Source organism: Thermopirellula anaerolimosa (assembly GCF_054657335.1).
In genome coordinates this window covers 784982-808253 of record NZ_BAAHYX010000004.1, presented here as the reverse complement: position 1 = coordinate 808253, position 23272 = coordinate 784982, and the positions used below count along the sequence as shown (strand labels likewise).

16 protein-coding genes are annotated in these 23272 nt (G+C 61.2%); 10 read left to right on the top strand and 6 right to left on the bottom strand.

Annotated features, from left to right (window positions below):
- The first annotated feature begins 282 nt into the window (after positions 1 to 282).
- From eno to ACYQ6J_RS03665, 7 genes are all read left to right on the top strand, one after another.
- A complete protein-coding gene (eno, locus tag ACYQ6J_RS03695; protein WP_460182848.1) occupies positions 283 to 1566 on the top strand; it encodes a phosphopyruvate hydratase in 1284 nt (427 codons plus the stop codon).
- A 166-nt stretch (positions 1567 to 1732) separates the two neighbouring features.
- The gene (gene guaA, locus ACYQ6J_RS03690; RefSeq protein WP_460182847.1) at positions 1733 to 3283 is read left to right on the top strand and encodes a glutamine-hydrolyzing GMP synthase; all 1551 of its coding nucleotides are present in this window, start codon (positions 1733 to 1735) and stop codon (positions 3281 to 3283) included.
- 54 nt (positions 3284 to 3337) lie between these two features.
- Positions 3338 to 3703 (top strand): exodeoxyribonuclease VII small subunit, encoded by a 366-nt coding sequence (xseB, locus tag ACYQ6J_RS03685; protein ID WP_460182846.1) that lies wholly within the window; start codon positions 3338 to 3340, stop codon positions 3701 to 3703.
- Between the two features lie 83 nt (positions 3704 to 3786).
- Positions 3787 to 4689 (top strand): polyprenyl synthetase family protein, encoded by a 903-nt coding sequence (locus ACYQ6J_RS03680; protein ID WP_460182845.1) that lies wholly within the window; start codon positions 3787 to 3789, stop codon positions 4687 to 4689.
- A complete protein-coding gene (dxs, locus tag ACYQ6J_RS03675) occupies positions 4689 to 6611 on the top strand; it encodes a 1-deoxy-D-xylulose-5-phosphate synthase (RefSeq protein ID WP_460182844.1) in 1923 nt (640 codons plus the stop codon). Before ACYQ6J_RS03680 ends, dxs begins: the two co-directional genes overlap by 1 nt.
- A gap of 105 nt (positions 6612 to 6716) precedes the next feature.
- Complete coding sequence (locus ACYQ6J_RS03670) at positions 6717 to 7559, top strand: NAD(+)/NADH kinase (protein ID WP_460182843.1); 843 nt, start codon at positions 6717 to 6719, stop codon at positions 7557 to 7559.
- A gap of 296 nt (positions 7560 to 7855) precedes the next feature.
- Positions 7856 to 8806: a hypothetical protein gene (locus ACYQ6J_RS03665; protein ID WP_460182842.1), complete on the top strand. Its 951-nt coding sequence runs from the start codon at positions 7856 to 7858 to the stop codon at positions 8804 to 8806.
- Positions 8807 to 8917: 111 nt separating this feature from the next.
- Here ACYQ6J_RS03665 and ACYQ6J_RS03660 read toward each other — a convergent pair whose 3' ends face one another.
- The 6 genes from ACYQ6J_RS03660 to carB form a co-directional block, all read right to left on the bottom strand.
- Positions 8918 to 9448, bottom strand: a complete 531-nt coding sequence (locus ACYQ6J_RS03660; RefSeq protein ID WP_460182841.1) for a hypothetical protein — start codon at positions 9446 to 9448, stop codon at positions 8918 to 8920.
- 206 nt (positions 9449 to 9654) lie between these two features.
- Positions 9655 to 11637 carry an ATP-dependent DNA helicase gene (locus ACYQ6J_RS03655; protein ID WP_460182840.1) on the bottom strand — a complete coding sequence of 661 codons (1983 nt, stop codon included), beginning with the start codon at positions 11635 to 11637 and terminating at the stop codon, positions 9655 to 9657.
- A 50-nt stretch (positions 11638 to 11687) separates the two neighbouring features.
- Complete coding sequence (locus ACYQ6J_RS03650; protein WP_460182839.1) at positions 11688 to 12518, bottom strand: thiazole synthase; 831 nt, start codon at positions 12516 to 12518, stop codon at positions 11688 to 11690.
- Between the two features lie 8 nt (positions 12519 to 12526).
- On the bottom strand, positions 12527 to 12748 hold the full coding sequence (thiS, locus tag ACYQ6J_RS03645) for a sulfur carrier protein ThiS (protein ID WP_460182838.1): 222 nt from the start codon (positions 12746 to 12748) through the stop codon (positions 12527 to 12529).
- Positions 12749 to 13013: 265 nt separating this feature from the next.
- A complete protein-coding gene (locus tag ACYQ6J_RS03640) occupies positions 13014 to 13613 on the bottom strand; it encodes a hypothetical protein (protein ID WP_460182837.1) in 600 nt (199 codons plus the stop codon).
- Between the two features lie 260 nt (positions 13614 to 13873).
- Positions 13874 to 17167 carry a carbamoyl-phosphate synthase large subunit gene (carB, locus tag ACYQ6J_RS03635; protein WP_460182836.1) on the bottom strand — a complete coding sequence of 1098 codons (3294 nt, stop codon included), beginning with the start codon at positions 17165 to 17167 and terminating at the stop codon, positions 13874 to 13876.
- Positions 17168 to 17721: 554 nt separating this feature from the next.
- Between carB and argH the strand changes: the two genes are divergently transcribed.
- The 3 genes from argH (at position 17722) to ACYQ6J_RS03620 (ending at position 23267) form a co-directional block, all read left to right on the top strand.
- Positions 17722 to 19110: an argininosuccinate lyase gene (gene argH, locus ACYQ6J_RS03630; RefSeq protein WP_460182835.1), complete on the top strand. Its 1389-nt coding sequence runs from the start codon at positions 17722 to 17724 to the stop codon at positions 19108 to 19110.
- Between the two features lie 408 nt (positions 19111 to 19518).
- Positions 19519 to 21900 carry a HEAT repeat domain-containing protein gene (locus ACYQ6J_RS03625; RefSeq protein ID WP_460182834.1) on the top strand — a complete coding sequence of 794 codons (2382 nt, stop codon included), beginning with the start codon at positions 19519 to 19521 and terminating at the stop codon, positions 21898 to 21900.
- Between the two features lie 344 nt (positions 21901 to 22244).
- Positions 22245 to 23267 (top strand): sigma-54 interaction domain-containing protein, encoded by a 1023-nt coding sequence (locus tag ACYQ6J_RS03620; RefSeq protein WP_460183303.1) that lies wholly within the window; start codon positions 22245 to 22247, stop codon positions 23265 to 23267.
- The last annotated feature ends 5 nt before the right edge of the window (positions 23268 to 23272 follow it).

Here is a 23272-nt window from a genome sequence, read left to right as displayed (position 1 = left end):
CGCGGTCCGGGCGTTTGCAGCCTGCAAGTGAGTCGCGAGCGTTCCGCCGAAGGGTGGGCGCTCGCGTTTATTTTTTCGCGGCGCCTTGGGACCGAAGTTCGTCTCCCCCTGAACGGGGTTGTTTTTGCGGGCAGGGGTTCCTTCTAGAGAGGGGCACACCCTGTTCGGCCGCGGCGGCAAACCGCATAATAATGGTTTTACCGCCGGGAGGGCGGACGCTTGGACCGGGGTCAAGAGTCGATCTTCGGGTTTGCTTCCGAAGGGCATCAGAAAGGACGAGGCATGAGTTCCACCATTGTAGACATTCGGGCTAGGCAGATTTTGGACAGTCGCGGAAATCCGACCGTCGAGGTTGACGTCGTCCTGGAGGGCGGGTCGTTGGGACGCGCGGCGGTGCCCAGCGGAGCCAGCACGGGCACGCACGAGGCCTTGGAGCTTCGCGACAAGGATCCGGCCAAGTACCTCGGCAAAAGCGTCGAGAAGGCCGTGGCGAACGTCAATGAAGAGTTGGCGGACGAGATTTGCGGCATGGACGCCCTGGACCAGGTCGGCGTTGATACCCGGATGTTGGAACTGGACGGGACGGAGAATAAGAGCAAGCTCGGCGCGAACGCCATCTTAGGGGTGTCGTTGGCCACGGCGCACGCCGCCGCAGATTACTGCGGTTTGCCGTTGTTCCGGTACTTGGGTGGGGTCGGTGCCCGGGTTCTGCCCGCCCCCATGATGAACATCATCAACGGCGGCGCCCACGCCGACAACGACGTGGACATCCAAGAATTCATGATCATGCCGCTGGGCTTCGGTTCGTTCGCCGATGCGATCCGATGCGGTTGCGAGGTGTTTCACAACCTCCGCAAGGTGTTGAAGGATCGCGGACTATCCACCAACGTCGGCGATGAAGGCGGCTTCGCTCCCGACTTGAAGAGCAATGAGGATGCCTTGAAGTGCATCAAAGAAGCGATCGATCGGGCCGGTTACGAATTGGGCAAGCAGGTTTTCATTGCCCTGGACGTAGCCGCCAGCGAATTGGCCGTGGACGGCAAGAAGGGCGTTTACAAGCTCGGTGGAAAAGAGTATTCGGCCGCCGCCGTTGTGGAAATGCTGGACTCGTGGATCGAGAAGTACTCGATCTGCTCCATCGAAGACGGGTGCGAACAGGATGACTGGGACGGTTGGGCCTTGATGACCAAGCAATTGGGAAACAAGGTACAGATCGTGGGCGACGACTTGTTCGTCACCAATACCAAGAGGTTGGCTAAAGGGATCGAGTTGGGGGTCGCCAACAGCATTCTCATCAAGGTGAACCAAATCGGTTCGTTGACGGAGACCCTGGACTGCATCGACATGGCGCGCCGCGCCGGTTATACCTGCGTCATCAGCCACCGCAGCGGGGAGACCGAGGACACCACTATCGCCGATTTGGCCGTCGCCTTGGGAACCGGTCAGATCAAGACCGGATCCGCTTCGCGAACGGATCGCATCGCGAAGTACAATCAGCTTTTGCGGATCGAGGAAATGCTGGGCGAGTCGGCGATTTACGGCGGCAATCTGTTCCCGAAACGTTGAGGCGAGGTGCGAAAGGACGCGAGGTTCCACACGCCGCGCGCTCCGGAATGAGCCGATTGCGTGACGAAGCAGCAAGGGCGGTACCCTCCGCGGGTTCGCCCTTTTTCCTTTCCTTGCCGCTTCGGGAATAGCCAACGTGCCCGGCCAAGCGGAGTGATTCTTGTCCATGACCGATCTAACCGACGAAAAGATTCTGGTATTGGATTTCGGGTCGCAATACGCGCAACTGATCGCGCGGAGAATTCGCGAGCAGAATGTGTACGCGTTGATTGTGCGGCATGACATCTCGGCCGAAAGGGTCCGCGAGATCGCGCCGCGCGGCTTGGTATTCTCGGGCGGTCCGGCCAGCGTGCATGGAGAGGATAGTCCCCGCTGCGATCCCGACCTGTTCCAACTGCCGATTCCGATCTTGGGAATCTGTTACGGAATGCAGTTGGTGTGCCAAGCTTTGGGAGGGAAGGTCGAGAGCGGGCGGAGTCGTGAATACGGGCGAGCGCAGTGCCGCGTGCTTCACGAGAATGATTTGCTGCGAGGTCTGCCCGAGGAGTTCCAGGTTTGGATGAGCCACGGCGATCAAGTCACGGCGATCCCAGAGGACTTTGTGCCGCTGGCCGCGACGCCGAGTTGCCCGCTCGCAGCGGTTCGCCACCGAAAGCGGCCTTTGTACGGATTGCAATTCCATCCCGAAGTGACGCATACGCCCGTGGGCGGGCAAATCTTGCGCAATTTCGTCCGGGAAATCTGCGGTTGCGGCGGGAATTGGCGTTTGGAGGATTTCGCCGAGCAAGTGACCGGGGAGATTCGCGAGCGCGTGGGCGAGGATCGCGTCATTTGCGGGTTGTCGGGCGGCGTGGATTCCGCGGTCGTGGCCGCGCTGTTGTCGCGGGCGATTGGCGATCGAGCGGCGTGCATCCTGGTGGACAACGGCCTGCTCCGCCGGGGAGAGGTGGAGAGCGTCATCCGGGAATTCACGACCCATTTCCGTACCGATCTGCATGTGGTCCGCGCTGAGGACCGTTTCTTGGGGGCGCTCGCGGGCGTGGTCAACCCCCAGGAAAAGCGACGCATTATCGGTCGGGTATTCGTGGAGTGTTTCAGCGAGGCCGCCGCCGGAATCGCCAACGCCAGATTCTTGGCCCAGGGGACGCTCTATCCGGACGTGATCGAGAGCGGCGGTCTGCGGGACGGACCGGCGGCGACGATCAAGCTGCATCACAACGTGGGCGGTTTGCCGGAAGACATGAGCTTCGAATTGATCGAACCGCTACGCAACCTGTTCAAGGACGAGGTCCGACAGTTGGGCCTGCAATTGGGGTTGCCGGAGGACATCGTTTGGCGGCATCCGTTTCCCGGTCCGGGTTTGGCGGTGCGTTGCGTGGGGGAGGTGACGAAGGACCGCCTTGAGATTCTCCGCCGCGCGGACGCCATTGTGGTGGAGGAGATTCGCCACGCGGGTTGGTACCGCAAGACGGCGCAGGCGTTCGCCGTGCTCTTGCCGGTGCAGTCGGTGGGTGTGATGGGCGACGCCCGTACGTACGAGGACGTGGTCGCAGTACGCGCGGTGGATACCGAGGATTTCATGACCGCCGATTGGTCTCGATTGCCGTACGATTTGCTGTCCCGGATCGCCACGCGGATTATCAATGAGGTTTCCGGCGTGAATCGGGTGGTGTACGATATCAGTTCTAAGCCGCCCGCGACCATCGAGTGGGAGTGAGTCTTGTCGGGCGGCGACTTCCGACGACAGTTCAAGGGCAGGGAGGAGCACGCGGTGGTCCAAGATCGTCCCGAGGCGGATCAAAACCCGTCCGAAGAGCAGCGACCCTCGTTCGAGGAGGCTTTGGCGGATCTGGAACGAATCGTCCGGCGATTGGAAAGCGGGGAGTTGGGATTGCAGGAGTCGTTGGCCGAGTACGAAAAAGGGGTTCGCCTGATTCGGACGTGTCATCGTCTTCTAGCGGATGCCGAGCAACGCATTCAAATCGTGACCGGCAGCGACGCGGACGGACAGCCGGTTTTGCAGACATACCGCGAGGAGGATGTCTCCTTGGATGAAAAGCGGGAGACGCGAAGTAAACGCCGGGATGCGCGGACGTGGACGGAGTCGCGAAATCACGGAGAGCCGAGACCGGGCTGAGTGTGTGAAACGTGAGCGCCCGCGTTCGATAAAGAGGAAGCGAGTCGAGGCCGCGCTGATCGAGGAATCGGGAAGGCGATGGGATGATGGCCGGCACGGTGTGTTGGGAAGATACGCAACTCCACATGGAAGAGTTGCGAAAGTCGGTCGATGCGGCGCTGGACGGCTTTACCCAACTGCCGGACGAGTGCCCCCCTCGGCTCAAGGATGCCATGCGTTACAGTCTCTTGGCGGAGGGAAAGCGTTTGCGCCCGCTGTTGGTGATGTTGTCCGCCGAGGCCTGCGGGGGAAACGTTGCCGACGCCCTTCCGGCGGCGTGTGCCGTGGAGATGATTCACGCGTACTCCCTCATCCACGACGACCTGCCCGCCATGGATGATGACGATCTGCGACGGGGGCGCCCGACCTGTCATCGCCAATTCGATGAGGCCACGGCGATTTTGGCTGGTGATGCGCTTTTGACACTTGCCTTTGAGGTGTTGGCTAAGCATACTTCCCCTAAGGGAAAGGCGGGGGAGTGTTGTGCTCTGTTAGCGGAAGCCGCCGGTGCCTGTCGACTTGTCGGCGGACAGGTGGACGACATTCTAGCCGAAAAGGGGGGGCACTCGCTGGAGTTGCTGGAACGCATTCATCGGCGGAAGACCGGGGCGTTGATCGAGGTCTCGCTGGTGTTGGGTGCAGTCGTTGCCGAGGCGGACGGTCGACGTCGTCAGGCTTTGGCGGAGTACGGGCGGCAGTTGGGGTTGGCGTTCCAGATCACCGATGATCTCCTCGACGTAGAAGGTGAAGAGGGCGTCGTGGGAAAGCGTCTGGGAAAAGATCGAGACCGCAGCAAACTGACGTTTCCGGGATTGCTCGGGATTCAAGAAAGTCGTCGCCGCACGGCGGCGGCGGTCGAGCAGGCTTGCCGGGCCGCGGAAAGTCTCGGCGCGGATGCTCGACACCTGACGGCCCTCGCTCGTTATATCGCGGAGCGGAAACGTTGATGGATTCACTGCTCTCTCGCATCAAGTCGCCTGCGGACCTGAAGGAACTGTCGGTCGCTCAACTCCAGCAGTTGGCGGCGGAAATGCGCGAGGCGATGTGCCGCTTGTTGGGGACGCGCTCGGCCCATTTCGCCTCGAACTTGGGCGTCATCGAATTGACGCTGGCCCTGCACACAGTCTTCGATTTTGAACGCGATCGATTGATCTGGGACACCGGCCATCAGATCTATCCGCACAAAATGGTCACCGGCCGATATCCGCTCTTCCATACCATCAGGACCAAAGGCGGGTTAATGGGCTATCCCAATCCCGCTGAAAGTCCCTACGACTTGTTCGTGACCGGCCATGCGGGATGCAGTATCTCGGCTGGGGTGGGATTGAAGTGCGGCGACGATCTTTTGCGGCCCGACGAAAAAAGGCATGTGGTGGCCGTCATCGGCGACGGCGCGTTTCCCTCCGGCATTGTGTTCGAGGCCATGAACCACGCCGGATGGTTGAAGAAGCCGCTGACGGTCGTCTTGAACGATAACAAGATGTCCATCTGCCAAAGGGTCGGCGGGGTCGCCGAATATCTCGACCGCCTGCGGATGATGCCGTTGTACTCGGGTCTAAAGCATGAACTTTATCGCTTACTGGGGAAAGTTCCGCTGGTCGGCGACTCCATGGAGAAACTCTTCGACCAACTCCGCGACGCGGTGAAAGCGGGGATGCTCGGGGGAATGCTGTTCGAGGAGTTGGGATTCCACTATGTGGGACCGGTGGACGGTCACAACGTGGCGTCCTTGCAAAAGTATCTCCGCATGGTCCAGCAGTATCCCGGTCCGGTTCTGCTCCATGTCATCACCGAGAAGGGGCACGGTTTCCCGCCGGCGGAAAAAGACCCGCGGACGTTCCACGCTCCCGCTCCCTTCGAGCGCGTCAACGGCAGCGAGGTGCAGTTCCGCAACGGGTCCTCGGTATCGTACACGGAGGCCGCGCGCGACGCCGTTCTGGCCGCTATGGAGTCCGACCATCGCGTCGTGGTGATTACGGCGGCGATGTGTCAGGGCAATATGCTGGAACCCGTTCGGGACCGCTATCCCGAGCGGTTCTTCGACGTGGGTATTTGCGAGTCTCATGCGGTCGGTTTGGCCTGCGGTATGGCCAAGGCCGGTTTGCGACCAATCGTGGATATCTACAGCACGTTCTTGCAACGGGCGTACGACCAAATCTTCCAAGAGGCGTCGCTGCAAAACCTGCCGATCGTGTTCTTGTTGGATCGGGCGGGAGTCGTCGGCGCCGACGGCCCCACCCATCACGGCGTGTTCGATATCGCCTACCTCCGCCCGTTCCCCAATCTGACGGTCATGGCGCCGGGAGACGCCGCCGAAATGCTGCCCATGTTGAAATTCGCCTTGCAGCACGACGGTCCGGTCGCCATTCGCTATCCCAAAGCCAAGGCCGAGCGCGTGCCGCGACCGGTGAACCCGGTGCGGCATGGAAAGGGCGAATGGGTCCGCTCCGGACGCCACGGCGTGATTCTGGCTTGTGGGGCGCTGTTGGGGGCTTGCGTGAAAGCGACCGAACTTTTGGCGAGCGAAGGCTGGGAGTGCGGTCTGATCAATGTTCGGTTCGTCAAACCGCTGGATCGAGAATTGGTTTTGGATGCCGTGCGGCAATTCCCCGTGGTGGTCACGGTGGAAGAGGGCGTGCTTCAGGGCGGATTCGGCAGCGCGGTCCTGGAAGCCGCGAATGACGCGGGCCTGGAAACGTCGCACATCCGGCGATTGGGCATTCCGGACCGCTACATCGAACACGCCGAACGCGCCGAGCAATTGGAGGAATTGGGGCTGACTCCGCAAGCCATCGCGGATGTTTGTTCTCGGATGTTGGCGGAACGTGGCGTACTCCGCCCGACTCCCCGCACGGAAGCGATTCTTTGAAATAGGCCGAGGCTCGGCAACCCTTCGGACCGCCGCGGTGCTTGGCCGCAAGTCGGAAATCAGGCTGCGGTGATTCGTCACCTCCGTGGGCGAAGGAACCCTCTCATGAAGGTAATCGTGCTGGGGTTTGGGGGGCGCGAAGACGTACGGATTCAGGCCGAGCGGTTGTTGCCCGTCATCGAACATTATGCCGAAGTCTTGGCAGTGGACTTCGGGGGCGAGGTGGATCTATCGGAGTTGCCCGCCGACTTCGTGATCGTCTTGGGCGGCGACGGTTCCATCCTGCGAGCAGCCAGACAGATGGGACGCCGCCAACTGCCGGTCATCGCGGTCAATTTGGGGAAGCTGGGGTTCCTGGCCGATGTGTCGCCCGACGAATTGGAACCGGTCTTGGCCTTGGCGGAAAAAGGACCGCTCCCCGTGGTCGAACACTTGATGTTGGATTGCTGCCTAATAAGGAACGGGGAACCGGTGCTCCAGGAGTTGGTTTTGAATGAGGCCGCCATTCTCAACGGACCTCCTTTCGGCATCTTGGATGTGGAGTTTACCGTGGATGGGGAAGCGGCGACCGTGTACAGCGGAGACGGGCTGATCGTCGCCACGCCCGTCGGTTCGACGGCGCACTCGTTGTCCGCGGGCGGGCCGATCCTACGGAAGGACTTGGACGCCATTCTGATCTGCCCCATCAGTCCGCACACGCTGTCGAACCGCCCGGTCGTGGACTCGGCCGACCGGGTTTACGAGTTTTCCGTACGACGACCGCAGGAGCACACGATGCTGGTGGTGGACGGTAGGACCGCCGAAACGGTCCTGCTCGGCGATCGTGTGCGGGTCTCTCGGGCGGAGCCTCGGTTTCGTTTGGTGCGACCGCCGGGCCACAGTTATTATCGAACGCTTCGCGAGAAACTCGGTTGGGGCGGTCGCATTCGCTCGAAGTGGCACGAATAGCAGCGGTCGGCATCCATACTTTGGTTGCATTTGGTTGCAATGCATCCCCTTCGACGGCGGGGATAAGTGGTCTTTTCTAATCCGTGAGTTCTTCCTATAACCCCAACAAGGGCCGAGTGCCTTTGAGTCGCCGCGCTCAATTGTCGGCTACGGTGGTGCCGCCCGATGGGGGACGGCCCAAGTGTGCAAAAGTGTGTGATTCCATGCCCGCTCAACCGGTGGCTAATACCGAAGAGTGTGCGATTGTCAAAGTCGGGGGGCTTGCTGACCCGGGGAATCGAAAGGAGACGATTCCGATGTTGCGTCGAGATCGCTGGGAAAACCGCTATGGCTGTGCCGCTTGCTTGAGGGCGAAACTTCGCCGCTTACTGTCTGCCGGGTTGGCGGCGGCATTGATCTTGAGCTTGCCGGGTGGAGGTCTGCGTGCGGAAGAGGCGACCGGTCCGACCTATTTGCTGCGGTACAAATTTCGCCCGGGCGAAATGTTGCACTGGAAAGTGACGCACCGCGCGAACGTGCGGACGACCGTCGCCGACGTCGAGCAGGCAGCGGAGACCAACAGCGTTTCCACGAAGATTTGGCGAATTCGGGAAGTACGTCCGGACGGATCTTGCGTCTTCGAGCAATCGGTGCAGGACGTCCGCATGTCGCAGCGGTTGACCGGACGAAGCGAGGTGAGGTTCGACAGTACGTCATCCGATCCGCCGCCGGTCGGGTTCGAGGGCGTGGCCAAAACGGTGGGAAAACCCCTCGCCCGAATCACGCTGGACACGCAGGGCCAAGTCCTGCATCGCGAACAGTTGGAAAACGAGGCCTTTCAGACGCCGGGACTGCTGACCGTCCCGCTGCCGGAAAAACCCGTCGCCGTCGGGGCTTCGTGGTCGTTTCCGTACGAAGTGGAAGTGCCTCTTCGTTCGGGCGTCATCAAGCGGGTCAAGGTGCAGCAAAAATTCACCTTGGAGTCGGTCAAGTCCGGCGTGGCCGAGATCGGCTTGAAGACCGTCGTACTCACACCGATCGACGATCCTTTGGTCGAAGTGCAATTGATCCAGCGGATCAATGAAGGCAAAGTCCGCTTCGACATCGAGGCCGGGCGCATCGTGTCGCAAGAGATGAACTTGGAACGATCCGTCGTCGGCTTTCAGGGTGAGACCAGTCGCCTGCATTACGCGACGCGTTTCGAAGAGGAGTTCATCTCCGGTCCCGTCACCGCCGCCCGACCGAGTGCCGCATCGCAACGGGAGTAATTCGCGCTCGGTAAACTCCCGGAGATTCCCGTAGCCGAGACGGACCGGGAGGAATCCAAGGCGGAGTAGCTCACGCAAGATCCCGGTGGTCGCGACGGCGGGGCTTGCTCGTCACAATCCGGCGGTCTGCCATTCGTAATGGTCCGTCAATAACCAGCGGTCGTCCACCTTCTCGAAGAGGACGCGGAAGTTGGCGGCATAGGCTCCGTACACGTTCGAACCGGATCGATCCACGTATCGAAAGACGGCGAAGAATCGGGCTTCGGCGGTGGGCGGATCGGTATCGCGCCGGATCGTGATCTTGACGCCCGACACGCGGACTCGCGTAAAGCGAACCTGATCCAAGGCCCAACTTGCCCGCTGTCGCGTGGCTTCCGCGGAAGGCGCAAGGAGGTCGAGGACCGAATACAAATCATTTGCCTCCAAGGCGGCAATGCCGGCGTCGATCGTCTGTTGTACCGCCTCGCGGTCGGTCGTCACCAGGTAGTCGGCCAGGAATACCAGTCCCGCCAAGCCGATGGTGCCGACGACGCCCCACAAGAACTCCTTTCTAACGGTCGATATGAACATTCCGCCCAGAATCGCCGCCACGATGAGAAGTCCGATGTAGAGGTAGGTCGGATCTCCGAACAACCATTCCATATTCGGCTCCTCCGAGATTTGGCGAACCGCCGCGTGCGGCCGACCGGCATGACCGATGGGCGTTGAGAAGCGGAAATCCGCCGCGACGCATTACCCGGCAATGTAGCGTCCTGCTTCCCTTTGAACAATTGCCGCGACGGGTCTCGGTGGCCTCCACTTGGTTTACTAACAGAAGTGTCGCAATTGCCAACGTCGGGCGGACGACGCTATTGCGGGTCGAAGATGCTCTCCTCAAGGATGCGGCACGGCGGTAACGACTGCAAGAACACGCGACCATACGGTTTGGTGCAAATGCGGGGATCCAGGATGACCACAATCCCGCGGTCTTCGCGAGTGCGAATCAAACGTCCGAAGCCTTGCTTCAGTTTGATGACGGCCTCGGGCAGTTGATAGGATTGGAAGGGATTGAGACCGGCGTCGCGAAGCGCTTCCAAGCGGGCCTCGATCAAAGGACGGTCCGGTACGGCGAAGGGAAGTCGCGTGATGATGACATTTTGCAGGGCCTCGCCCGGGACATCGACGCCTTGCCAAAAACTGTCGGTCCCGAATAGCACGGCCCGTTCGGCGACCTTGAATTTCTCGAGCATCATTCGGCGGGGAAGACCTTCGGCCTGGGAAAACAGGGAGTAGTTGTTTTCGGTGAACCACGGGGCTAGGGCGGTTGCGGTCTTGCGGAGCATGTCGTAACTGGTGAACAGAACGAACGCTCTGCCTTGCGTTCGGCTGACGTACCGAGGTAGCAGTCGCACCAGGGCCTTTTGATGGCCGGTCGCGTCCACGGCGGGGTCCGGCATATCCTTGACGAGAATCAACGACGCCTGCTTTTGATAGTCGAAGGGCCCGCCTAACTGCAAGGTTTCCACGTTTCCCAGTCCGATGCGGGAGCGAAAGAAGGCAAAACCCTGCTTGCCCACCGTCAGCGTGGCGCTGGTCAGAATGACGCTGGGGACTTCTTGGAAAAGTTGTTCGCGGAGGATGTCGGCCACGTTCAAGGGGGATGCGGCCAAGGTGACGCGAGGACGTCGCGAGCGTTGTTCCACTTCCACCCAGTACACCGTTTGCGGTTCGCGTTGCTCGATCCAGGAGGTAACGGTAAGGGCCAGGTCCTCCAGTCGCTGAGCGGCGGAAATAAAATCCTGTTTCTCTTCGGCGGGCAGGTCCGTCGGAATCTCGCGGGTCAAGGTGCCGGCCAGGTGCGACAAACCCTCGGAAAGGGCGTTGCGGAAGGCTTGCGGTGAACGCACGCGACCGTTGCCGGGTCGCTGGTTCTCGTACCAATCCACGATTTGTGCAAAGAAATCGTCGAGGCGGTACACGCAGTCTTGCACAGTCCGCCGCGATTCCGCCATGCCCGAACGAGCCAGAAGTCCCCGGCCCGTCCGCTCGTTGAACAGCTTATTGAGGTGGTAGAGTATTTGCGACGAAGAGCAATGCAAGCCTAGTTGCTCCGCGGCAGCGGATTCCATGGTATGGGCCTCGTCCACGACCAGCACGTCGTAGTCCGGCAGGATGGAGACGTTGCGTCGGCGGAGCGCCAAGTCGGTGAACAACAAGGCGTGATTGACGATCAGAATCTGGGCGTGCATCATCCGGCGCCGCGCGCGATAGAAGAAACATTCATCGAAGTTGGGACAGCGCGTACCCAGGCAATTGGTGTGATCGCTGGCGACCTCATCCCACACGGCGTGTAGCGGTTGGAAGGGAAGGTCGGAGAGGGAGCCTTCCTGCGTTGTTTCGGCCCAATGGCGGATTTGCAGAAGTTGTTCGGCCTCTTCGTCGGCGAACAGGGTCCGCGCCCTTTTCACGGCGTTGGCCAAACGGCGGCGACTCAAGTAATTGCCGCGACCCTTGACCAGCACCGCCGTGAACTCGTAGGGCATGACGCTGCGCAAGAACGGGATATCTTTGTGCAGCAGTTGCTCTTGCAGGCTGATGGTGTGCGTGGATATGACGACGGGTCGGGATCGCTCGGATGCGTCGCCGCCGGAAGACACCTTCAAAATGGCGGGGACGAGGTAGGCGAAGCTCTTGCCGACGCCCGTGCCCGCCTCGACCACCAGATGCCGACCTTCACCGATGGCACGCTCGACGGCCTCGGCCATTTGAATCTGTTGCGGCCTGGCTTCGTACCGCGTCAATCGAGCGGCGATGCGGCCCTGCGGCCCCAGGATTTCTTGAGCGGAAGACATAACATGCGCTCAAAACGGCGAAACGGGCGGAGATGGGGCGTCACGGGCCGTCAGGCGCCGGCGGAGATGACGCCTTCCGTCGGGCTGCTGGCCGTGGCGTACAGTCGTTTGGGGATGCGGCCCGCCAAGTAGGCCAAGCGACCGGCTTCCGCCGCGTACTTCATGGCCACCGCCATCCGCAAAGGATCTTTGGCATGAGCGATGCCGGTGTTCAGAAGGACGCCGTCCACGCCCAATTCCATGGCAAACGTGACGTCGCTGGCGGTGCCCACGCCCGCGTCCACGATGACGGGATAGCCGGGATCATTTTCCTTGAGATACTCCAGGCAAATGCGGATGTTGTTGGGGTTTAGCACGCCCTGTCCCGATCCGATGGGGCTGCCCGCCGGCATGACGCTGGCGGCCCCCGCCTCCTTCAATCGCTTGGCCGTGACGGGATCGTCGGTCGTGTAGACCAGCACCTGGAAACCCTCCTTCACTAGGATTTCAGTGGCCTGCACGGTGGCGACGGGATCGGGCAGGAGCGTCTTTTTGTCGCCCAAGACCTCGAGCTTGACCCAATCGGCGCCCGGGTTATTCAGTTGCGACAGGATTTCGCGCCCCAGCCGCGCCACGCGCACTGCGTCCTCGGCGGAAAAACACCCCGCCGTATTGGGTAGGATGGTGTACCGCCGCGTGTCGATGAAGTCGAGAATGTTGCGCCCGGCCGAATCCATAAGCCGCTCGCGCCGGACCGCCACCGTAATGCACTCGGCTCCCGACAGTTCCAAAGCTTGTTGCATCACTTCGTAGGACGAGTACTTGCCCGTGCCCACGATCAAGCGACTGCCGAACGCGTGCGAACCGATGGTAAGCGGGCCATCCTTTGCGATCTCTGTCATGACGGGATTCAACCTCCCCCCACAAGGGTGACGATTTCCAAGCGATCACCGGCCTGAAGCGAAGTCTCGGCATGCTTGGCAAGCGGTATCACTTCCAAATTCCGTTCCACGGCGACGGGTTTGCCCGCCAAGCCGAGTTGCCGCAGCAACTCGCCGACGGTGATTCCAGCCGGAATCTCTCGTTCTTCACCGTTCAGCAATATATTTACGGTGGGAATGTTTTCGCTCATGCGGCGCGTCGATTCGGGGTGAAAAAGCGAGGGAAAATCGACTCCCATAGATCGTTCTATTGTACGCATTCTAACAAAAATGGAGCCTAGCGCGGTCCGGGGGGGAGCGTGCCGCCAATACCGCGTGGGCGGAGCTTCAGCGCTCTCGGTGCGCGGCAAAGCCGTCGCGGCGCTCGATGCGAGCGAACGGACCCCGAGGGCGCGGACTGGGAGCGTCGGGCATTGCGCGGGCCGTGATTGTCAGGACCGCGGTGCAATCGGCGGGCTATTCGGTCCGCAGTACGACGGTGCTGAACTGGTCGGCCGCCCAGAGTTGCAACGGGCTGCTGAAGGGGCGATTGGCGGAGTGGCTCTCCGGCGACCAAGGGATGGCATAGGCCAAGACCACCCCGGTGTTCGTCTCGGCCACGTAAATGACGGACTGCCCGGGTCGTACGCCGACGGACGGCCCGCGACGGATGTCGGCCAGGCCCGTCACGATCAGATAGTTCGGCGTCTGGGGCACTTGGATTTCGGGACGCGGCGTGCCGCCGGAACGTCGGGCTTGGGCGTTGGCCGCCTGAATCTCCGCGTTTTTCATCTGGATGAACGACAGCAAGTCCCCGTACACGTTGGCCTCGTACAAGGCTTGGAAACTTCGCGTTTGATTGGAGAGCACGGCCCCGCGGAGTTGACCGGTGAGGAAGTCGAGAAAGAAGAAGCCTTCCACCCCGTTGTCCAAGGATCCGGTGGCGATGGCGAAGTTGGAGGCGCGATCGGTGGCTACGGTGTGTACGGGCGTCTGAGGTCGAAGCATCGCGGCCGACAGTCCGAATACCGTTCCCACCACAAAAACCGCGAGCCAAGGTCCTACTCGGCGTAACATGGGCTTGTCTCCCCTTCGCACAGTTCTCAAAAGGCAGGCCTGGAGATAACCGGAAAAGCGTTCGTTCGTCGGGTTCCTCACCCGCCTGTCATGGTAACGCTTTCGTCGCTTTGGGAACAGATCGAATGGCCGATTTGCGCCGGCCTCTTGGGAGTTGGCCGGGATCAAATGCGAGCGGGCGGTTTTCAGAGGGTCGCGGCGTTACTGTCCGTACTCCTCAGCGGATTGGTCGCCCAATAGGTCCGCCTCGAGACTTTTGTCTAACCTGCGGCGGGCTTCATCGCCGGACCGGTTGAGCGGCGGTAGTCGGGAAACAGGTCCTGGAGGGCCGTCACGTCGAAGGAAACGCCCTCCCGTATGGCCTCCATGGCGCGGACTGCGGCTTCGGCGGCGGGGATCGTTGTGATGCAGGGAACGCCGTGCGCGATGGCTTTCGCACGGATCTGCCCTTCATCGGTCCTGGCCCCTTTGCCGCTGGGGGTATTGATGACCAGCTTGATCGTCCCGTTCAGGATGTAATCGAGGATGTTGGGGTGGCCTTCCTGAATCTTCTTTAGTCGCTCCACGCGAATACCGACGGCCTCCAGGCAATCCGCCGTGCCTTTGGTCGCCAGGAGTTCGTAGCCCAGCGTCTGTAAACGGCGGGCGATGTCGGCAATATGGCCCTTGTTGCGATCGGCCACGCTGAGGAATATCTTTCCGCTTGCGGGAAGGATCGTACTCGCTGCAATCTGGCTTTTCGCGAAGGCCACCGAGAACCGATCGCTGATGCCCATCACTTCGCCGGTCGATTTCATCTCCGGTCCCAGCACGATATCCACGCCCCGAAACTTGATGAACGGTAGAACGGCCTCTTTGACCGACACGTGTCGCGGCGAGAGAATTTGGGTCCAACCTTGTTCCGCCAAGGTGACGCCGACCATCACTTTGGCGGCGGCCCGAGCCAAAGGCTTGCCGACGGCCTTGGACACGAAGGGAACCGTGCGACTGGCTCGGGGATTGACCTCCAGGACGTACAGGACGTGGCCATTGCCCGTGCGTTTGACCGCATATTGAACGTTCATCAAGCCCACCACCTTCAAAGCCGCGGCCATCTTTTTCGTGGCTTCGCTAATTTCCTGGAGAAGGGGCTGGGGCAGGCTGAAGGGCGGCAGAGCGCAGGCCGAGTCTCCGGAATGCACGCCGGCTTCCTCGATGTGCTCCATGATGCCGGCCACGATCACCCGTTCCCCGTCGGAGATGGCGTCCACATCCAGCTCCACGGCGTCTTCGAGGAAGCTGTCGATGAGCACGGGTTGGCCTTCCGAAGCATCGAAGGCATCTTTTACAAATCGCTCGAATTGTTGATCGTCATAGCAGATCTCCATGGCGCGACCACCCAAGACGAAGCTGGGACGGACGAGGACGGGAAAGCCCACCTGATTGACCGCCGCCCTCGCCTCGTCCATGGTCCGGGCGGTGGCGTTCGGCGGTTGTCGCAGGTTCAATCGCTTCAGTAACTCCGCGAACCGTTCCCGATCTTCCGCGTCCTCGATGGTATCGACGCTCGTGCCGATGATGGGCGCTCCGGCGACCTGAAGCGCTCGCGCCAGGTTGAGAGGCGTCTGCCCGCCGAACTGAACGATCACGCCGTCCGCTTGAACGCGATCCTGGATGTTGAGGATGTCTTCGCATGTCAAGGGTTCGAAGAACAACAAATCGCTGGTATCGTAGTCCGTGGAGACGGTTTCCGGGTTGGAGTTGACCATCACGGACTCGATGCCAAGCTCGCGCATGGCGAAGCTGGCATGGCAGCAGCAATAATCGAACTCGATACCCTGTCCGATGCGATTCGGCCCCCCCCCCAAGATCATGATCCGCTTCTTGCCGGGCTGTTTGGGGGGCGTTTCGTCCTCGTCCTCGTAGGTCGAGTAGTAGTAGGGGGTGTAAGCCTCGAACTCGGCCGCGCACGTATCGACGGCCTTGAACGCGGGCACGATGCCCCGAGCCTTCCGATGGGCGCGGATTTCCGCCTCCGCACGATTCCAAATATGGGCGAGTTGCCGGTCGGAGAATCCGTAGCGCTTGGCTTGCCGTAGGACGTCGTCGGGGACCTCTTGGATGTCGGAAAAAGTCCGTAACGCATTCTCCAGATCCACGATTTCCCGAATGTTTTCCAGGAACCACGGGTCGATCGCGGTCAACTCGTGGATTTCGTTCACGCTCATTCCGGCTTTGAGGGCGTAACGGATATGCCAAATGCGTTGGGCGTTGGGGTGTGCCAGCTTAAAGCGGATTTCCTCTAGCGACGGTTGCTGCGGTGTCCCCCAGAGGTCTTTGCCGTCGCACCCCAACCCGAAGGCGCCGACCTCCAGTCCTCGCAAGGCCTTTTGCAGCGATTCCTTAAACGATCGCCCGATCGCCATCGTCTCGCCGACGCTTTTCATCTGAGTTCCCAGTTCGGAGTCCGCTTCCGGGAACTTTTCGAAGGCGAAGCGGGGGACCTTGGTTACGACGTAGTCGATGGTGGGTTCAAAACATGCCCGAGTCCGCCGCGTAATATCGTTGGCCAATTCGTGCAACCGGTAGCCGACGGCCAGCTTGGCTGCAATTTTGGCGATGGGGAATCCCGTAGCCTTGGATGCCAAGGCGCTGGAGCGACTGACGCGAGGGTTCATCTCGATGACCACCATCCGGCCCGTTCGCGGATGAATCGCGAACTGGATGTTCGATCCGCCGGTGTCCACGCCGATCTCGCGAATCACGGCGATGGACGCGTCTCGCATGCGTTGGTATTCCTTGTCCGTCAACGTTTGAGCGGGAGCGACGGTGATCGAATCCCCGGTATGCACGCCCATGGGATCGAAGTTCTCGATGGAGCAGATGATCACGACGTTGTCGTCCGCGTCGCGCATCACCTCCATCTCGAATTCCTTCCAACCCAGGATCGACTCCTCCAGCAAGACTTCGTTAATGGGAGAGGCGGTCAATCCCCAGGAAACTTTCTCCACGAACTGTTCCAGATTGAAGGCCACGCTGGAACCGCTTCCGCCGAGCGTGAAACTGGGGCGAACCACGCAAGGGAGTCCGATTTCCTTGACCGTTTCGTGGGCTTCGGCAAGAGAGCGGACGGTCTTGCCTCGGCAAACCTCCAGTCCGATCTTTTGCATGGCCAGCCGGAACTGATCGCGCTCTTCCGCCTTAGCGATGGCTTGCGAGTTGGCGCCGATCATCTCCACGCCGTACTGCTCCAACACACCGTGGCGGAAAAGGTCCATGGCCACGTTCAAGCCGGTCTGGCCTCCCAAGGTGGGAAGCAGGGCATCCGGCCGCTCCTTTTCGATGACCTTGGCCGCGAATTCCCATGTCACCGGTTCGATGTACGTGCGGTCCGCCATCTCCGGGTCGGTCATGATGGTGGCCGGGTTGGAATTGATGAGGATGACCCGATAGCCTTCCTCCCGTAGCGCCTTGCAGGCTTGCGTGCCCGAATAGTCGAACTCACAAGCCTGCCCAATGACGATGGGCCCCGAACCGATCAAGAGGATGGAGCGGATGTCGTCTCGTCGTGGCACGGTGTAGGGTTCTCCTGTGTTCCTTGCACGAATGGGTTCAGTCGGAAGGCGGGAGGGAAAAGACCGACGGGCATCGACTTCGAGAGCGCAGCGCGCACCGAACCGCGCGCAAAAATCGATTACGGCCGAACCCCGGCCGATTCACGGCGATTCACGGGGTTGTGATCGCCGCCGAAAAAGGCCTTCTTGCGATACGCAGAGCGCGCTCCACCTTCAGTCAGACACTAAACCCATATTACCGGAAACCAGGGCCCAATTACAGTCCACCCCAGGGTACGGTCCGCTTCTTCGACAATCTCGTGCACCGTGCCGCATTTGTGCGCCGAAAGGGGGCAACTGCTTCCGTAATTCCGTATCCGCCGTCATAGCAGAGGGTTTTTCAAAGCTTTTGCGGGCGCTCGGTGTTCGTTGACGCCGCATCAGGCTCTTCTTAGAGTGGTAAGGGATACGTGCGAGAGTTGCGGGCGTGGTCGTAAAACGCTCGGCGCGCCGGAACGGCAGCGCGACTTGCCGCAGTCTGCGGCGGAATTCTTCTGGTTGCGATGGGGGTTAAGGTGACCGAAAAAGCGTGGGGGGGAGTCTTTCGGGAAGCGACGGATCGACGCGTCGAGCTATTTACCGAAAGCATTAGCTTTGACCGCCGGTTGGCCGAGCAAGACATCGCCGGATCGAAGGCTCATGCCCGGATGCTGGCGGAGGTGGGCCTGATTACGGCGGACGAATGCCGGCGGATTACGGAAGGATTGGACGAGATCGGGCGAGAGATCGCCGAGGGACGCTTTCCTTTCCGCGTCGAGTTGGAAGACATCCATATGCACGTCGAACGGGCGCTGATCGACCGGATCGGCGACGTGGGGCGCAAACTCCACACAGCGCGAAGCCGCAACGATCAAGTGGCAACGGATTTCCGACTGTGGGTCCGGGACGCGATTGACCTTCTGTTAGGCTCGTTGCGCAGGCTTCAAGCGGCGTTCGTGCAACGTTGCGACCGAGACGCGGACTGCATTTTGCCCGGCTATACCCATTTGCAACGTGCTCAGCCGGTGTTGGCGGCTCATTACTGGTTGGCTTACTGCGAGAAATTCGAACGGGATCGCGATCGGTTGCTGGACTGTCGCAAGCGCGTCAATTTGTGCCCGCTCGGATCGGCCGCCCTTGCCGGAACCAGCCTGCCGGTGGATCGCGATTCCACGGCCCGGGCTTTGGGGTTTGCGGCCCCCACTGCGAACAGCCTCGATTCGGTCAGCGACCGCGATTTCGCAGCGGAATTCCTCTTCTGCTTGAGCCTGATCGCGGTGCACCTCAGCCATTGGGCCGAGGAATGGGTCTTGTGGTCCACTTGCGAATTCAACTTCTTGCGGTTGCCGCAGGGTTTTTGTACCGGGTCTTCCATCATGCCGCAGAAGATCAATCCGGACGTTCTGGAATTGATTCGGGGCAAGACCGCGCGGGTCATCGGGTCGTTGCAGCAGATGCTCGTCCTGCTGAAAGGCTTGCCTTTGGCCTATAACCGCGATCTGCAAGAGGACAAGCCGACCGTCTTCGACGCCTTCGACACGGTGCATTCCTGTTTGGAGTTGGCGGCGCCCGTGGTCGCCCAGACTGAAATCAACCGCCCGGCAGTGGAGGAACGACTGGATCGCGGTTATCTCGATGCGACGACGCTCATGGAGTATCTGATCTTGCAGGGCGTACCGCAGAGGTCGGCCCACGAAGCCGTGGGGCGATTGGTTCGGGCGGCGATGGAACGCAATTGCCGCTTGATCGATTTGCCGCTTGCCGTGTTTCAAGAGGTTGTCCCCTCTTTGGACGAGTCCGTGCGGGAAATCCTGGGGCCGGAAAACGCGATTCGGCGGATGCGAAGTTTCGGCTCCACCGCCCCCGAACAGGTGCGGCGGCAAATTGACGGCTGGAAGAAACGCCTGCAATCCGACGCCGTATAGCCAATTCGGGTGGTGCGGTTCCGTGATTGGAATGGGTGCTGTTGGCGAGGAAGGCGAAAGGTGCGCAAGTTTGGAGAATTAGCGGCCTGCGGCTTGTTGCAGCTACTCTCCATTGAGCTGCACTTTCGTGTTGGAAAAAGGCGTAACGGCCCCATTTTCGACATGCGGCAGGGTTTCGGGCAGAAATCTCGGTAAAATCGAGTTAAATTAGATAAGAGCTGTAGCTTGTTTGTTCATCCCGGATGAGCGCACCTGCCGTGGGTAGGGGCCTGTGTCGGGATCCTTTGTTGGGTTTTTCGCCACGCGCCGCGCTCGGGCGAGCGGTCAGCATTTTGCCGAGTGTGACGCTTGATTCGTGCTACGATTGCCCCCTGCGTGGTACTGGTTTTAGCAACCGGAAGAGCGTGCATGTCTCCGTCCATCGACCCAAGTCCCAGCCGACGGGTAGCCCGCGTTGCGGGGATTGCAGCATTTTTCTTAGGCGCGATTTTCCCGGCCTTCGCGGCTGTTCTCGTTCATGCGGAGGATGACCCCTTCGCGGCGCCGGGCGGTGCCGCGCCGACCGCGCCGCAAGCGGATGCCGCAAAGCCCGCAGCGGAGGTCGAGGTCCCGCCTCTGCCCGAGGATCCCGCAGTCGCGATGGTACTGGCGGCCAAACCGGAGACGCCGCGCGAGTTGCTTCGTGCCGCCGCCGCGTTGTCGTCTCTGAAAAGGCCCGACTTGGCCAAACAAATGCTCGAGAAGTTTCTCGCGGCGGCGCCGGATGACGCGGAGTTGCTGCGACTGCATCAAGAGTTGGGTACGGCGGTCGTGTTTCGATTCGGTTCCGACGGGGATCTCGCCCCCTCGGGCAGGCAGGTCGCCGACATGATCTTCGCCGCGGTCAATCGCCGTTACCAAGATGCCGGGGTTTTGAATTCGTGGATGGAGCAACTTGGGTCCGGCGGCAACAGTTGGTACCAGGCAGCCGAGGACCTATCCAAGGCTGGAAAGGCGGCGGTTCCCCTGTTGGTGCAAGCGGCGACGGAGAATCCCCAAGGGGAATTGCGGGGGAGATGCGTCTTCGTATTGAAGCGACTGCGTGCGGACGCCGGGCGCTATCTGATCGCTCTCTTGCAGGCACGGGATCCGGCGCAACAAAAAGCGGCGGCCGAACTGCTGGGTGAGGTCGGCGGACGGGGTGCGTCGATCTTCCTGTTGGCGCCCGCTTTGTCGGATCGCCGCGACGACGCGGTGCGCCAGGCCGCCAAGAGCGCCCTGTTGCGTTTGCAGGCGGGCGTGCCCACGGCCGAGCAGGCGGCACGACTGATTGCCGCCGAAGCCGAGGCGAAATTGGCGATGACGGCTCCCGACGAAGGTTCGACGGAGTCGTTTTATTACTGGAATCCTCGGACGTCCAACGTGGAGGAACTGACGCTGTCGCCGGGGGCGGTTCGGCGGCGGACGGCGGCACGCTTGGCGGCGGAGGCGAGCGAGCTTTTGCCGGGCGACCAAGAGGCGGCGGTGCATGCCTTGGCCTTTCGATTGGAACAAATCGGATTCGAATTGCTTCCGACGGCGGCGGACGGCCAGTCGCCGGCGGTCCAGACTGCGGATGGAAGCGCCGTGCCCGCGCTCTCGGCCGTAAACGCCGGACCGCTCGTCACGGCGGCTTTGGCCGAATTCGAAGAATTGACCACCGATCCCTTGGATTCGGCCTTGAAGGCGATCGACTATTGTTTGGATCGCAAGTGGGCCGGCGGCGCTTGGGCCGGCATTGTGTGGTATGCAAAAAATGCGCCGACCGATCGCGTTCGAGCGGCGTTTACCGAGATTTCGCCGCTCAGCAAAGCGCTCCGCTTTCCGGATCGTCGCGTCCGTTGGGCCGTAGTGGAGACCGCGATGGATTTGGAGCTTCCGGCGAGTTTCCGCGATTCCTCCACCGTTATGCGGGAACTGTTCTATTTCGCGTCCTCGCGCGGGTTGCGGCGGGTCATTGTAACGGACGGATCCCAGTCGCGGGCGATGCGGATCGTGGGCGATTTGAAACAACTCGGCATCGAGGTGGTGGATACCGCTGCCGACGGTAACGCTCTTCTGCGGTCGGTCGCGGACGATCCGGACGTGGTCTTCGTGCTGATCTCGGCCGATATCCAGGAGCCTCGGGTCGAGTTCTTGGTTCAGCGTCTTCGAGCGGATCCGCGGACCGCCCGCCTGCCCGTCGGGGTGTACGCCTTGCCCGACTTGTTGTCGAAGGCCGATCGCCTGGCGCAGACGGATCCCATGGTGATATCGTTTGCCCAACCCTATCGTCCGGATGACGTGGCGAATATGGCCGAGCGTCTGCAATCCCTCCCGAATTTCGACGGCGGCAATCCGACGTTGCGGAAGTCGCTGGCCGCCTTGGCGATGCGGAGGATTTCGGCCTTGGCCGGCAATCCCGGCCCCGACGTGTCCATTCAAGACTTAGAGGATTTGGCGGTTCGTGCCCTGTATACGTCCGGGGCGGAGAAGGCCGGGCTGACCATTCTGCGGCAGTTGGGTACTCCCCGCGCTCAGACGGAATTGATCGAGGCCGCATCTCGCCTGGAATGGCCGCCCGAACTCCGCGCCGAGGCCGTTTCCGCGTTCGGCGAGGCGGTCATGCGCCGCGGTCTCCAATTGACCCGGCAGCAGATCCTTCGCCAGTACGACCGCTATAACCGGAGTGAGCGGTTGGACCGGGTGACGCAGAAGCTGTTGGGCTTGATCCTCGACTACATCGAGATGCCCAGCCAAGGTCGCCCCGCGACCACGGCGGAGCGCCCCTGAGCGATCGGCGGAACCTGGGGCGGCGCGGCCCGCTTGGACCGAATCGGTTTCGACGTTGCGGCGGCGAAGGGTGATTGCTCCCCTTTCTCCTTCTCCAGTTCGATTCTCTACAATGAAACCGGGGAGAGGACCGGGGGCGCCGGCCGCCTCCGACTGTCGGCTCACTACGCAACGTGCAATCCCGTATCGCGAGGATCATCGGGCGGGGAACCTGCCGGACATCGACTATGCTGGACGATTCGCGAATCCATTTGCGAGGCGAGCGCGGCCTCGGGCGGCGATTGGGCGGGGACGGAAACGACGAGACGCCGCCGATCCCGGAATTGATCGGCGAATCGGCGGCCATGCGCGACGTCTATCGCTTGACTCGACAGGTGGCCGACTCGGATGCCTCCGTCTTGTTGCTGGGAGAGACCGGCACGGGAAAAGAGTTGATCGCTCGAGCCATCCACCAACTCAGCCCGCGAGGCAGCGGTCCCTTCGTCCGCGTCAATTGCGGGGCCTTGGCGGAAAGTTTATTGGAGAGCGAACTGTTCGGCCACGTACGCGGGGCCTTCACGGGCGCCGTCGAAAACCGCACCGGGCGTTTCGAGGCGGCCCACACCGGCAGCATCTTTCTCGACGAGATCGATTCCACGACGGCCAAGCTCCAGGTCAAACTGCTGCGCGTCTTGCAAGAACACGAATTCGAGCGGGTGGGAGACACCAAGACCGTCCGCGTCGACGTCCGCGTCATCGCCGCCAGCAATCGTGATCTTCTGGATGAGGTCGAGCAACGGCGATTTCGCGAGGATCTCTACTATCGCTTGAACGTGGTCACGATCTACTTGCCCCCGTTGCGCGAACGGCGCGAGGACATCCCGCTCCTCGTCGGCCACTTCCTCCGTCTGTACAACGAAAAGAATCGCCGACACGTTCCGCATATCACGGCGGAGGCCATGGAGGCCTTGCAAAACTACGATTGGCCGGGCAACGTCCGCGAGTTGCAAAACTATATCGAGCGCGCCGTGGTTTTGGCCCGCGGTGACGAAATCGGCACGGAACTGTTGCCGCACGCCGTCCTGGGTCGCAGAGGGCCGCGACTCGGTGCGCGCCGCCGCACCGTGGAGTCGATCGCCAGGGATTTCGTGGATGCCGTATTGGCACAAGCCGATCCGGAGGCGGGGGATATCTACGAGCGGATGTTGGAAAAGCTGGAACGGGAGATGCTCGCCCAGGTGTTGGAACGTTGTCGCGGTATTCAGATCAAGGCCGCCGCATGGTTGGGAATGAATCGCAACACCCTGCACAAGAAGCTGCGACAATACGGCTTGGCCGATCCCAAAGGGCAGGAGGACGCGCCGCGCGGCAATCCTCACTACCCCTGAGGTGC

Excerpts from the sequence above, each read along its gene's own strand:
- ACYQ6J_RS03625 (WP_460182834.1), top strand. The coding sequence starts at position 19,519 with ATGTCTCCGTCCATCGACCCAAGTCCCAGCCGACGGGTAGCCCGCGTT.
- ACYQ6J_RS03620 (WP_460183303.1), top strand. The coding sequence starts at position 22,245 with ATGCGCGACGTCTATCGCTTGACTCGACAGGTGGCCGACTCGGATGCC.
- ACYQ6J_RS03680 (WP_460182845.1), top strand. The coding sequence starts at position 3,787 with ATGATGGCCGGCACGGTGTGTTGGGAAGATACGCAACTCCACATGGAA.
- eno (WP_460182848.1), top strand. The coding sequence starts at position 283 with ATGAGTTCCACCATTGTAGACATTCGGGCTAGGCAGATTTTGGACAGT.
- guaA (WP_460182847.1), top strand. The coding sequence starts at position 1,733 with ATGACCGATCTAACCGACGAAAAGATTCTGGTATTGGATTTCGGGTCG.
- dxs (WP_460182844.1), top strand. The coding sequence starts at position 4,689 with ATGGATTCACTGCTCTCTCGCATCAAGTCGCCTGCGGACCTGAAGGAA.
- ACYQ6J_RS03660 (WP_460182841.1), bottom strand. The coding sequence starts at position 9,448 with ATGGAATGGTTGTTCGGAGATCCGACCTACCTCTACATCGGACTTCTC.
- thiS (WP_460182838.1), bottom strand. The coding sequence starts at position 12,748 with ATGAGCGAAAACATTCCCACCGTAAATATATTGCTGAACGGTGAAGAA.
- ACYQ6J_RS03640 (WP_460182837.1), bottom strand. The coding sequence starts at position 13,613 with ATGTTACGCCGAGTAGGACCTTGGCTCGCGGTTTTTGTGGTGGGAACG.
- ACYQ6J_RS03650 (WP_460182839.1), bottom strand. The coding sequence starts at position 12,518 with ATGACAGAGATCGCAAAGGATGGCCCGCTTACCATCGGTTCGCACGCG.
- ACYQ6J_RS03670 (WP_460182843.1), top strand. The coding sequence starts at position 6,717 with ATGAAGGTAATCGTGCTGGGGTTTGGGGGGCGCGAAGACGTACGGATT.
- ACYQ6J_RS03665 (WP_460182842.1), top strand. The coding sequence starts at position 7,856 with ATGTTGCGTCGAGATCGCTGGGAAAACCGCTATGGCTGTGCCGCTTGC.
- ACYQ6J_RS03655 (WP_460182840.1), bottom strand. The coding sequence starts at position 11,637 with ATGTCTTCCGCTCAAGAAATCCTGGGGCCGCAGGGCCGCATCGCCGCT.